The 11,905-nt window shown below is 38.8% G+C and carries 10 protein-coding genes and 2 pseudogenes; 7 read left to right on the plus strand and 5 right to left on the minus strand.

Features of this window, described 5'->3' with window-relative positions; all coding sequences use genetic code 11:
- Positions 1-342 (plus strand): annotated as a pseudogene (locus J671_RS25145) (IS30 family transposase); the annotation flags it as partial.
- Between the two features lie 133 nt (positions 343-475).
- Here the strand turns inward: J671_RS25145 and J671_RS15560 are convergent.
- The 4 genes from J671_RS15560 to J671_RS15570 are packed head-to-tail and all read right to left on the minus strand — an operon-like array spanning position 476 to position 4,895.
- Positions 476-907 carry a hypothetical protein gene (locus J671_RS15560; RefSeq protein WP_004888312.1) on the minus strand — a complete coding sequence of 144 codons (432 nt, stop codon included), beginning with the start codon at positions 905-907 and terminating at the stop codon, positions 476-478.
- Between the two features lie 14 nt (positions 908-921).
- Positions 922-1,350, minus strand: a complete 429-nt coding sequence (locus J671_RS0104630) for a hypothetical protein (protein WP_004888313.1) — start codon at positions 1,348-1,350, stop codon at positions 922-924.
- An 8-nt stretch (positions 1,351-1,358) separates the two neighbouring features.
- Positions 1,359-2,264, minus strand: coding sequence for a DUF4123 domain-containing protein (locus J671_RS15565; protein ID WP_004888314.1), 906 nt, complete (start codon positions 2,262-2,264; stop codon positions 1,359-1,361).
- On the minus strand, positions 2,265-4,895 hold the full coding sequence (locus J671_RS15570) for a type VI secretion system Vgr family protein (protein WP_004888315.1): 2,631 nt from the start codon (positions 4,893-4,895) through the stop codon (positions 2,265-2,267). It lies immediately after the preceding gene.
- 329 nt (positions 4,896-5,224) lie between these two features.
- Here J671_RS15570 and J671_RS26325 point away from each other — a divergent pair.
- A pseudogene (locus tag J671_RS26325) lies at positions 5,225-5,383 on the plus strand (hypothetical protein); the annotation flags it as partial.
- A 14-nt stretch (positions 5,384-5,397) separates the two neighbouring features.
- On the opposite strand, the gene J671_RS15575 reads toward J671_RS26325, so the two are convergent.
- Positions 5,398-6,288, minus strand: coding sequence for a LysR family transcriptional regulator (locus tag J671_RS15575; RefSeq protein WP_004888317.1), 891 nt, complete (start codon positions 6,286-6,288; stop codon positions 5,398-5,400).
- 187 nt (positions 6,289-6,475) lie between these two features.
- Between J671_RS15575 and J671_RS15580 the strand changes: the two genes are divergently transcribed.
- From J671_RS15580 to J671_RS0104640, 5 genes are all read left to right on the plus strand, one after another.
- Positions 6,476-7,420 (plus strand): dihydrodipicolinate synthase family protein, encoded by a 945-nt coding sequence (locus tag J671_RS15580; RefSeq protein WP_000050871.1) that lies wholly within the window; start codon positions 6,476-6,478, stop codon positions 7,418-7,420.
- Between the two features lie 172 nt (positions 7,421-7,592).
- On the plus strand, positions 7,593-8,978 hold the full coding sequence (locus J671_RS15585) for an MFS transporter (protein WP_031982780.1): 1,386 nt from the start codon (positions 7,593-7,595) through the stop codon (positions 8,976-8,978).
- A gap of 79 nt (positions 8,979-9,057) precedes the next feature.
- Positions 9,058-10,404: an OprD family outer membrane porin gene (locus J671_RS15590; RefSeq protein WP_004888321.1), complete on the plus strand. Its 1,347-nt coding sequence runs from the start codon at positions 9,058-9,060 to the stop codon at positions 10,402-10,404.
- 636 nt (positions 10,405-11,040) lie between these two features.
- Complete coding sequence (locus tag J671_RS15595; RefSeq protein ID WP_004888322.1) at positions 11,041-11,325, plus strand: hypothetical protein; 285 nt, start codon at positions 11,041-11,043, stop codon at positions 11,323-11,325.
- Positions 11,326-11,601: 276 nt separating this feature from the next.
- Positions 11,602-11,904: a hypothetical protein gene (locus J671_RS0104640; protein WP_004888323.1), complete on the plus strand. Its 303-nt coding sequence runs from the start codon at positions 11,602-11,604 to the stop codon at positions 11,902-11,904.
- Position 11,905: the final 1 nt, after the last annotated feature.

Raw genomic sequence — 11,905 nt, forward strand, 5'->3', positions numbered from 1 at the left:
TAATATTTACCTGCAGAACTGCGTAAAACGTTGACCTATGACCGTGGACGCGAGATGTCAGAACATAAAATACTCGAAGAAGATTTAGGCATAGATGTATATTTCTGTGACCCACATTCACCTTGGCAAAAAGGCACATGCGAAAATATGAATGGTTTAATTAGGCAATATTTACCTAAAGGGATTGATTTAAATCAGGCAGATCAGCATTATTTAAATCAAGTTGCCATGTCACTGAATACTCGTCCTAGAAAGGCGTTAGATTGGCTTACACCATTAGAGAAATTTGCTCAGCTTGTTGATTATCATATGGCTTTTGAAACTGTCGCACCTCATGTTTGAATTCGCCATAAGTTTATTTACTCACTAATTAAAAAGTGAAATATATACCACCTTACGAAAATAATATTTATGAATTTCCTCATCATTTAATATTTTTATCCTATTTAAATTTTATATTCATTGTATAAGTCTTTTAATTTATATGAATCTTCTTCCAGATTTCAGTTCGCCAATCTAATCCCTTTTGAATAGGTTCAGGCCAATCATTTGAAGTTGATATTTCAACCGTATCATCGGGATATAAGTGAGCTGCTAAATATTTTTTGCCTTTTAACTGCTCTTTGGTAATAATGACTATATTTTTTGAAGTATGTACTTCCCCTGTGTTTGCATCTTTCCATGTAATTGTTTGTGGTCCCAATTTTACTGGTTCTGAACTCATCCCCCCACCAAAACCAGCTCCAATTTCATAACCATTTAATGTCACGTCATAGCTTGTATAAGCAGGATTATAGTTAAAAGATGTGGTTCCCATATAATAAGTTGCATTTGGACCAAAACTAGCGCAACCAGCCATACTTAACATCAAGCTCATAGGCAATAGTAATATTTTCTTTAAAACCATAGTATTTAATCTCTTTACCGTCTGAATTGGTCTAATAAGCTAAGACCTTTTTCAGTTGGCATAGGCCAGTTATTTGAAATCGTTATTTCTACGGTATCATCAGGATAAAGATGTACAGCTAAATACTTTTTACCTTTTAACTGTTCTTTTGTGATAGTCACTTGATTTTTAGCAGTATGTTTTTCACCTGTGCTTGCATTTTTCCATGTAATGACTTGTTCTCCTACTTTAATTGAACTAGTAAGGGTTGCATTCCCAAATCCACCTCCAATTTCAGAACCATTCATCTTAACCATATAACTATTATATGAAGGATCATAATTAAAGGATGTTGTACCCATATAATAAGTCGCATTTGGACCAAGGCTAACACAACCTACAAGACTAAATATCAAACCAAGTATTAAAAATAATCTATTCGACCGTTGCATTTTATTCATCATAAAATTTATTAGCTCGCATTTGCTACAAGTTGGACCATCACTTCATCCATAGATATTTTTTTATCTTTTAAGCGTTCTAGTTTTTGATTTAACCCTTTATCTGTTAAAAAGTTTTCTTTATAAATCAATTTTAAACAAATAAAATTTAAAATATCTCGTGTACCAAATAAGTTATACGCTCTAGCCTCAGGAATAGATTTAATAACAAATTGATATAATTCATTATCTGTCATATCACTAATAAGAAATTCATTATTGAGTTTTAAATAATAAATAAGATTATCAGGGAAAGTTGCCTCAACCATCATTTCTTCTTGTTCAACGGTAAAATGTAAAGGAACTTGCACATAAGGTAATTGTTCAACCCGTTCGTTTATTCCCCAAATTACTTGAAGTTTTCCTAACCTATCCCAATACCACCAACTTTGAAGAGGAGTAAGTAAGTCTTCAATCTGCTGAGCATTAAATACAGGCCCTTCGACATACAAAGTTTTATTTTCTTTATGGCCAACCAAGGTAGCTAAGATTACAGGGTCCCAAAATGCCAAAAACATTTCGAGTCCACCTTCAAATTTTACTTCTAAAAATTTTCGTAGGTGGTCAAACAAATAATTGAAGGACAAAGGGCTTACTATAATTGTCATGCGAGGCGTGCCTGCAATATTTTGTTGTATCCATTGCCATTCTTGTGATGAAAAATCTTGAGGGAGTTGAAGTAAATGAGGAGACACCGCTTTTGCTTCCTCACCACTCGCTTCTAACAAAAGGCATTTTTGACGTAGGTGCTCAAATTTCTTTAAGAAACTATTATCTTGTGCAGCATCTGCAAGTGTAAAAACGTTTAATCCAACTTCTGCTAAAGAGTGTTGCTGGAATGTTTTAAAAAATGTCTGAAGCGGTAATTTAGCAGCCATTTATTGACCATCTCCTTTGTTTATAAATGCACCTTTTTGTGCTGCTCGTCTCGCCAAACATTCCCAACACACGTTATTTGGAAAAATCGGTAAGGTCGGTGCTTCACTTGCTCCAGTTGTAAAAAGATGCTGACCAGCTTTAGCTGTAAATTTTTGCGGAGTAATTACTGTTACACCTGATGCATCAATTCTTAGTGCACTCTCTTTAGCCCTTAAGACAATTTCTTTAGGACTATTGATTTCAACTTTTCCTTCTGATGAAGTAATTTTGATATCTAATCTTGCAGATGCATCTAGTACATTATCTTGAGCCTGAATATCAAACTTACCTTTAGCAGCATAAATTTTTAAATCTTCTTGTCCTGCAAATAAGCTTACTTTTTTCTTCGCATTTAAAATTAGATTTTCATCTGTACTTGTATTAATAGATTTTCCACTACCAAGCGTAATGCTTTCAGATGCTTGAATATGGATATCTTTTCCTGATGTTAAACCAATACTTTCAGGAGCAGCTAAAAGTATGAGTGCATCTTTCATGGCTTTTAGGTCTTTCCATTGAGATTCTATTTTTTTGATATAGATCTCAACATTTTGAAGCATATCTGCTGCCTCAGCTTGCTGCTTACCTGCATATTCAGATAAAGCTTTCATACGCTCCAAGCCCTCGGAAAGATTTTCAATCGCTTCCTTTGCTTCGAGTTGTGTTTTTTGAGCACCCGGTTGAATGAAAGTTGAAACATATAGTCCTTTACTACGAATCGCACCAGATAAATCAGACCTTAATTCAAATCCCTGACCTCTTCCATCACTTTCAGCCTGCTCTTTAGGATGACTTAAATTACCTAAATTTAATTGACTTGCCCCATGACTACTATGGAGCTGAGTACTAATTTGCCCAGTCGTATCATCAAACCGAAGTTGGTTAAAACCAGACCCACTTACTTCTTTAGTACGAATACCACTTAACTTTTTGGTATCCGGTAGCTGGCCTTTAATATCAAATTTGGTAGGTGACCGTTGCCCTTCATGGACTCGCCCTGTAACAAATGGACGGTCAATATTTCCATCAAAAAAGTCAATTACGACGATTTCACCCACTCGTGGCAAAAAGCGTGCACCGTATCCTTCCCCTGCCCATGGCGTTAATACATCTACCCAAGCCGAGTCAGTATCATTGTCATTGCTTCCTGCACCTCCATCATGTTGATGGTCATCGGTACGGGTGAATAAAAAACGAACCTTGATACGCCCCCATTCATCTACATGAATTTCTTCTCCATCTAAACCCACTACTTTGGCCCGTTGCACATGGGCCGAGGGACGATGTATTAATGGGTCAAACTCTGGAACAATATCGATATAGCGGCGTACAACCATGAGTTCATTGGCTTGACGTTCTTGCGCTCGATCATGACTGACTTGCCAATGGCTCAAACTTAATAGTTGTTCAACTTGATCACGTATATCTTTTGGTAAATTGTTCTGGTTATAAAACCGCTTACTTAAAATCAAAAACTCTTTATCAGAACTTTCATGATTTCTTTCAAGTTCAGGATGTTCATTTAACTTGAACCAATAACCAACTTGAGCATCTCGTACGCTGCTTCGAGCAATAAAATACTTTGCCTGCAAAGCTTGATATTGATTTAATTGTTTATTTAGTTTTTCAATCTGACTATTGCTTGAAGTGGTTGCCTGATCTTCTCCGTTCAAGTCCGTAATCCAAGCAGGTGCAATTGTCCATGCCTGTTCAAGACTTAAACTTTCATTATCACGTTGTGAACTATGCTGATGTGCGCTTAAAACACTTCCACTTGCATCTTCTTGACTTAAGTTATCTGCTTGCCAACGTTGAAGATGGATTGCCGTGGGCTGCAGCTGTCTTTGTGCAATAAAACTGGTAATACTGTCATTTTGTTCAGTTGCATCGCTTCTATGATAGCGAATAGCTCGACGCTCTAAGACTTTATATTCATTATTATGATCAATAAGGCGTAGTTTTTGAGGCTCAATCGTCTGGCTATTACTCAAGACCATAGACTCTGATTCATCAATTAACCAGTTGATACCCTCTTCCCGCATGAGACGGGTTAAATACGCATAATCACTTTCATTCGACTGCATAGAAAAAGGTCGAATATCATAATTCTTAGTTAAGCCACTGCTATCTAGTTGTAAGCTTGCGGCAAATAAAGAACTTTTGTTTTGCCACTCTTTAAAAATAATCTCAATAATTTCTACTGCACTTTTATTCATAAACACCCGACTATTACGTCGTTTGTGCCATAAACTGGTCGCATCTTGCATAGTCAGTTTATATAAACAAAGTGCGCCATCACTTTGCCCTTGACTCGCCCCTATGATAATTCCTGTCGTTCTAAATAATTTGCCTGAATCTGTTACTTGTTCTACGGCAACTTGGCATCCAATAAATTGTTTTAAAGAAATATAAGGGTTTATTGATAAGCAAATAAGCTCAGCAGAAAGCCCTTCATTTATAGAATGAAAGCCATCAATACGTTGTAAAAAAACCTGATTATTTATTTCAGGATTAGTAAAATAAATATGTAGAGCCCGTTTTTGTGAAGCAAAACCAATTTTATCTAAGAAATCAAAAATATTATTTAACATTGTTATTTTAACCACAAATTAACTTACTCATATTAACAAACAGATACAAAACCATCAAACAAGTAAACATGCGAATTTTTAGTAAATTTTAATAAAATCAAAGATATAAATATAATAATATTTTTGTATTAAAAAGTTATCTTAAATAAATTATTTCACTTTATTGAATAAATATTCTGCAATATTTTTATTATTAATTAAAAATAAAATATTATTAAAATTTTACTTAATAATATTCATTTCAAAAACATAAATGCTTCTATCGTCAAATCAATTTGGCCTCTAAAACCGCTCCGACTATGATGAAACAGTGACTTTTACTTAAAATTTATAGTTGCGCGACCTGTCTGTGTATTTATCATCGTTTAGAACGCCAATACTCCCCAAAACTCATGCAGAAGCTTGGAAGGTTAAGTCTACAAAGCCCAGAAGTGCCGCGTGATTTTGTAAAAACCATGCTGCGTACGATGCAGCAGTGCCAGTCATGAAGTTACAAGTTTTTTTAAAGCAAATCGGCAAGATTCCTGATTTCTTCCATCACCGCCTTACACGCAGGCGTTAAATAGCCATGTTTAGAAATAGACAAAGAAATATAACGCTTGAGCGCGGGGTTAATAATTTTTGCAGCTTGAATTGGAGTGTATTGGCTAGCTTTCTTTAACGCTTGCGGCCCCAGCATGGTATACATGCGAGACTCGGAAACCAAATGGGTTTGTAAACTAATCGAATCGGCTTCAAACACAATATTCAGCTCTACCCCATTTTCATAAGCCATGTGGTCTAAAAAATTGCGCCAGTTACTTGGCCTGCAAAACGTGACCAGCGGTAACTGGCTTATCTTTTTAAAGTCGACTTCATTTTCACGAGTTAACACATCTCCTTCACAGCCGACCAAATAGGTATCGGCTTGGGTAAGGTAAACATCGCCCTGTTTAGGCGTTGGGTTAAAGCGATAGAGTATGGCTAAATCGACGCTGCCATCTTCTAGCCATTTTTCTAAATGCACGCCTTGCCCTTCACGTACTGAAAGTTTAATTAGGGGATATTTCTCTTGAAGCACTTTATACAAAGTCGATAACAACGGATGTGCTGTAGACGGTAAGCTAGCTATGCGCACCGTACCAATTGGGGTGTCGGTCGAGTGCAAAATTTCATTATTCAGTTGGTCGGTTACGTTCAGCCATGAACGAATTTTAGGAAGTAAATGCTGGCCTAAATCGGTGAGTTCTACGCCGCGTCCAGTTCGGTTAAATAAACGTCCGCCACATTGGGCCTCAAGCTCGTTCATTTGCCGACTGATTTGCGGTTGGTTGGTGTTATGCAGCATCGCGACTTTACTTAAGCTACCGAGTTCCACCGCATCTAAAAATATTTTCCATAATTCATAATTCATCGATTCTTCCTAAATCGTAAATAGGCAGCATTTTGAGCCATACATTTTCAGTATAACTGAAATTCAAGAATTGGTAATTCCTACATAGCTCACCTATTTCTATACTCCAATCATGTTCTCTACAACACGATTTAAGTCAGATTAAGAACCAGAGAATATTTAATTACACTGTATAGGAAGTACGATTATGAGTTTAGATTTACGTGGATTAACCCCAGCACCTGTGACTCCTTTTACCCGTGACGGACAAGTAGACCATGATGCAATTCAACGTTTAGGTTCATGGTTAGGCAGTATTGATGGTGTGAAAGGCTTGGTTGTTCTTGGGCATGCAGGTGAAGGAACATTCTTGTCGCAAAAAGAACAAATGCAGGTCATCGAAAGCTTTGTTAAATCGGTAGATGACAAAATTCCGGTAATCGCAGGGATTACGCTCGAAGGTACTTCGGTTGCAGCAGAAGAAGCAAAACGTGCAGTGAGTGCAGGTGCTTCAGCAGGTTTGATTTACCCTTCACATGGCTGGTTGCGTTTTGGCTATCAAAAAGGCGCACCACAAGACCGCTATAAAGCGATTTATGAAGAAAGTGGTTTGCCATCTATTTTATTCCAATATCCAGATGCAACGAAGGCCACTTACGACCTAGACACTCTACTTGATATTTCTGCACAGCCGGGCGTATTTGCCATGAAAAATGGTGTGCGTAACATGCGCCGCTGGGATGTCGAAATTCCGATTATTCGCCGTGAACGTCCAGACTTACAGGTGTTGACGTGCCACGATGAATATTTGCTTCACACCATGTTTGATGTAGACGGCGCTTTGGTTGGCTACGGCAATATTGCCCCTGAACTATTAATTGAAATGATTAAAGCAGGTAAAGCCAAAGATTACGCCAAAGCACGTGCGATTCACGACCAATTATTACCAGTGACTCGCAATGTTTATCACCGCGGTTCACACATGGAAGGAACAGTCGCACTTAAACATGCACTGGTTGCTCGCGGAATTTTGGACCATGCCACTGTGCGTTCACCTCTGCTTCCACTAGCAGATGGTGCTGAGCAAGAAATTCATGATGCAATGCGTCAAGCCGGAATTGGCAAGGTCGATTTAACCCAAGCCGTTGCTTAAATTCCATTCGGGCTAGCATATACGCTAGCCTTTTTTTCCTGTACGCTGCCTGAGGCCAAACATCGGGCATGTCTCTTAAAAACAATAATAAAAAGCATGCAAACTGTGGTGAACAGGTAGTGCGAAATAGAACAACAAAACTACGAGGAATGTAGTGATAAGGAGATATAAGATGACAAATCTAGCGGATGTAGAACAAATTAGTCATCATCAAAAAAATGCGGAAATTATTGCAAGACTCGAACGGCTACCCGTCACCGGACGATTGCAATTTATGCGAATTACCATCGGTATCGCGACCTTTTTTGACGCTTATACTGTTCTTGCGATTGCCTTTGCTTTACCCCAACTCATTACCGAATGGCACCTCACGCCTGCCTATGTCGGTGCGATCATTGCCGCGGGCTATGTCGGGCAACTGGTCGGTGCGATCTTTTTTGGTTCTCTTGCCGAAAAAGTCGGTCGTTTAAAAGTGCTGTCTTTTACCATTTTACTGTTTGTGGCAATGGATATTTCTTGTCTGTTTGCGTGGAGCGGAATGTCGCTGTTAATTTTCCGTTTCTTACAAGGCGTTGGTACAGGTGGCGAAGTGCCTGTTGCGAGTGCCTATATTAATGAGTTTATTGGTGCAGAAAAGCGCGGTAAGTTTTTCTTGCTCTATGAAGTTTTATTTCCACTCGGTCTTATGTTTGCAGGTATGGCAGCGTTTTTCCTGATGCCAATTTACGGCTGGGAAGTCATGTTTATTGTGGGCTTAATTCCATCAATCTTGGTCATTCCTTTACGGTTTTTCTTACCTGAGTCACCGCGTTGGCTTGCCTCAAAAGGTCGTTTTAAAGAAGCCGATCAAGTCGTCAAAAGCTTTGAAGACGGTGCCATCAAAAGCGGTAAAACTTTGGCTGAACCTGTGGTTAAAGAAATTAACCCGCAAGGCATGGCAAAAACCGACTGGCGCGAGCTATTCCGTGGTATTTACCGTAAACGTACCTTTACCCTGTGGGGCATGTGGTTTTGCGTATACATGGTGAACAATGCCATGGTGACTTGGCTGCCATCTCTCTACAAACAACACTTTGGTCTGTCGCTGCAAACCAGTTTGGGTTATGGCTGGATTACTTCGGGCGTAGGTGTGATTGCTTCTATTATCTGTGCGTTAATGATTGATAAAGTCGGTCGCCGCCCTTGGTACAGTGCAGCATTTTTCTTGGCGATTATTCCACTCATGAGCCTTTCGATTTTAGGCGCAAAATCGGCCATGCAAGTGGTGATTTTAGCAACGCTGAGTTATGCCATTTTGCAGACTATTTCATTCTCTTTATATCTTTACGCTGCCGAACTTTACCCAACTCGCCTCCGTGCGATGGGCATTGGTTTTAGTACTGCTTGGCTTCGTGCTGGCTCTGCAATTGGGCCTGTGATGGTGGGCCTCGTGGTTGGTGGCTATGGCATTCAATATGTGTTTAGTGTGCTGGCTGTTGTGGCACTCGTTGGTGGTCTGGTGACATTCTTGTTTGCCATTGAAACCAAAGGCCAAGTGCTCGAAAAACTATCTCCTTAATTCATCCATTTCATAAAAAAGCTTGCCTAACCTCAGCGTTAGGCAAAGGGCTTATTCATGCTTAAAAAAGGAATTTAAAATGAATAAATATTTGCTATGGGGCTGTATCGGTTTAGGCAGCGTGAGCAATGCTTATGCAGAGCTTCCTCAAGAATTTGGCAAGTTAGAATTAAAACTCAACACCCGTTACTGGAACGATGAAGGCACCGCCCACCCCACGCTTGCGAACCCTTCGCCTTCGTCGAGTGAATATGAGCAAAGTGCCTTAGGCCTGGAGTTAAATTATCAGTCACCTTACTTGTGGGACTGGCTTGGGGTAGATGGTTCAATCTATGCAGTCACCAAGTTATTTGACTCTGGCAAGCCTAGTGCTCAGCTTTTAGAAGTCGAAAATAACGGCAAGCTTGATCAAAACTTTGCAACTTTAGGGCAGCTCTACATCAAAGCAAAACTCGGCGACAAAGGTGAAATTAAGTTAGGCCGCCAGTTGTACGATTCGCTGTTGCTTAAAAGCACCAACAACCGCGCGGTACCCGACACTTTTTCGGGGGCGAGTGGTCAGTTTCAGCTGAATGATCAGCTACAGACTTACATCGCCTACTATGATCGCTGGAAACCGCGCAGCATGGACTCATTTGAAAAACTGGTGACTGAAAATGACGAGCGAATTGATTATGTCGGTTTGCTTGGTGCCAAGTATCAATACAAAAACTGGAGCGTGAATGCCGAATATTTAAATAGCAAAGATTATTTAAAAAAGTACGGGGCGATTGCTCAATATAAATTGCCTCTGCATAGCCTTGTGTGGACATTCAACACGGGTGCTTTTTTCTCGCGTGATGATGGCAAGCTGTTTAAATGCAGTGCCGAGTCCGAGCTGGACTGTGTCAAAGGCCAAGACATTAACAACCGTGGCAATGGTTACTTTGTCGATGTAAATATGGCCAAGAATAATCTCGAAGGTGGCATTGCCGTTTCAAAGTTTGATGGCTTTTGGATTGAAGATAACTTTGCCGTGCATTCCGACCGTAACTCGGTTTTAACGCAAGACCACGGCACCAACCCGTTTCCGACCTCGGCGACCATTGGCCCTGATTTTACCAATAACGATGAAACCGCCGTTGCCCTTCGCTTGAAATATAACTGGAAAGACTACGTGAAAGGTTTAAAAACCGAGGCGAAGTATATTTATGGCTTTGGCGCGCACCAAAGTAACATCAGCAGTGATATTGAGGGTAAAGAGCGTTACTTTGACTTTACGGTGAGTTATGCCTTGCCGTGGGTGAAAAACTTAGATGTGCGTTATTCATTTTTGCATTATGAGTCAAAATTTGAAAATGCAAACCTAGGTGAAAAAATAAATGGCATGTCTCGGAAAGATTGGGACCAGCACCGTGTATTTATTAATTACCGTTATATATTTTAAGAACAAGCTAAACGTTTAGTTTAGCTTTATTATTTTTATTAATTTACGGCTTTAAATACATTAACTTTTGAGCTTAATTAAAATATAAATTTATATTTAAAATTTTTATAATATTTTATTTAAATTGAATTGACCTATTAAAAACTTATGATTATTATGGTCTCGCTGGCCTACATTGCCAGACGGTTTTAGCAGACCGTAGATCCACGGCGGGTTATAGTTCTACTATAAGTCGTTAGACCCTTGCGTCCCTTTTCTTTGCGGTAGGACGAGAGGGGGACGCGCTTGCGCGTGCTGGTTCCATGGATCCCAGTCTGCTAACCCCTTTTCGTTCTACCACCCTAATCAATTGACGGTGATTTTCGGTGGTAGAGCTCCATAAATTCTAAGGAGTTGACCATGCCACTATATAAACTTATCCCCTCTCCCTTATAAACTTTTTATTTATTTAAAATTTAGGTTTTCTATTATCTAAATTTTCAAATTTATAAATTATTTTTATTTTAAAATTTTAATCATTTTATTTTATTGCTTTTATAGGCAGGTTAACTATTGCCTAAAAAATGATTTTAAAACTTAAAATATAGCAGTTTATTTTTTCTCATTGAGATATCCCCAAATCATCACGAGAATAATATGAAATTTTATAAAACTATTTTGGTTTTAGGCCTTGTTGTCGGCGATTACGGCGTTTCGGGTTGTGACCTCCGCACGCAGCAGGAGTTTGAAAAAATTTGCCTGTCGGGTGGGCACACCCAAGCCAGTTGCGACTGTATTTACCAACGGCTTGAACAAGTGTATTCACCTCAGCTTATGCAACGCCTAGAACATGTCAGTTTGCAAAGTCCTGCTCTCCCACAGGACTTTGCCCCTACTTTTTTTAGTGTGATGCGGCGGTGCGATAAAAACGACATGGGCTAAGCGTTTGGCTTAGCTCCCTTATCTCTGTGTCGCAATGGTGGATGACTTTAAATCAGCGCAAAAAATTAAAGTTCTGTTGTGGCACGGGGGCCTTGGGGGGAATTTCGTTACTTCCTTTTCTAAGGATTTATTCCTACCATTTGTCTTGAAGTATCTAGGTTAATCAAAAAACTTAGTCTATTCTTTTTACATAGAAAGAATACTCAAAAAAATTAATCAGTTGATTTTAAAAAAATTGTTCATCTAAAATTTAATATTTCAAAGCGAGCCATTTCTATGTCAATTGAAGATTTCTTTATAAAAGACTCTCCCTCTAAGAGATATCTTTTAATGAGCTTAGCCCTATTCATGTTAATAATGGCTTTAATTGCTTACTTTAAGGAAAAATTGGGATTTGAATATGTATTTTCACTTATTGCAGGGTACGCCTTAATATTCTTTATTTTAAAAAATGCAGCATTACCACTTTTCCCCCCACTTACGGAAAAAAGTAGTGATGCAAACGCTATGGCTAGAACAACAATAGCAATTGTTTATATCCTTGCTTTCATAGCTCTAACTATTTCTTATTCTTTATAAT

It is taken from the genome of Acinetobacter sp. 1130196 (assembly GCF_000588095.1).
GTDB classification, from domain to species: domain Bacteria; phylum Pseudomonadota; class Gammaproteobacteria; order Pseudomonadales; family Moraxellaceae; genus Acinetobacter; species Acinetobacter nosocomialis.

Bases quoted from the DNA above. Each gene is read 5' to 3' on its own strand.
- J671_RS0104630 (WP_004888313.1), bottom strand. From the start codon at position 1,350: ATGATGAATAAAATGCAACGGTCGAATAGATTATTTTTAATACTTGGT.
- J671_RS15585 (WP_031982780.1), top strand. From the start codon at position 7,593: ATGACAAATCTAGCGGATGTAGAACAAATTAGTCATCATCAAAAAAAT.
- J671_RS15575 (WP_004888317.1), bottom strand. From the start codon at position 6,288: ATGAATTATGAATTATGGAAAATATTTTTAGATGCGGTGGAACTCGGT.
- J671_RS15595 (WP_004888322.1), top strand. From the start codon at position 11,041: ATGAAATTTTATAAAACTATTTTGGTTTTAGGCCTTGTTGTCGGCGAT.
- J671_RS15565 (WP_004888314.1), bottom strand. From the start codon at position 2,264: ATGGCTGCTAAATTACCGCTTCAGACATTTTTTAAAACATTCCAGCAA.
- J671_RS15590 (WP_004888321.1), top strand. From the start codon at position 9,058: ATGAATAAATATTTGCTATGGGGCTGTATCGGTTTAGGCAGCGTGAGC.
- J671_RS15580 (WP_000050871.1), top strand. From the start codon at position 6,476: ATGAGTTTAGATTTACGTGGATTAACCCCAGCACCTGTGACTCCTTTT.
- J671_RS15570 (WP_004888315.1), bottom strand. From the start codon at position 4,895: ATGTTAAATAATATTTTTGATTTCTTAGATAAAATTGGTTTTGCTTCA.
- J671_RS0104640 (WP_004888323.1), top strand. From the start codon at position 11,602: ATGTCAATTGAAGATTTCTTTATAAAAGACTCTCCCTCTAAGAGATAT.
- J671_RS15560 (WP_004888312.1), bottom strand. From the start codon at position 907: ATGGTTTTAAAGAAAATATTACTATTGCCTATGAGCTTGATGTTAAGT.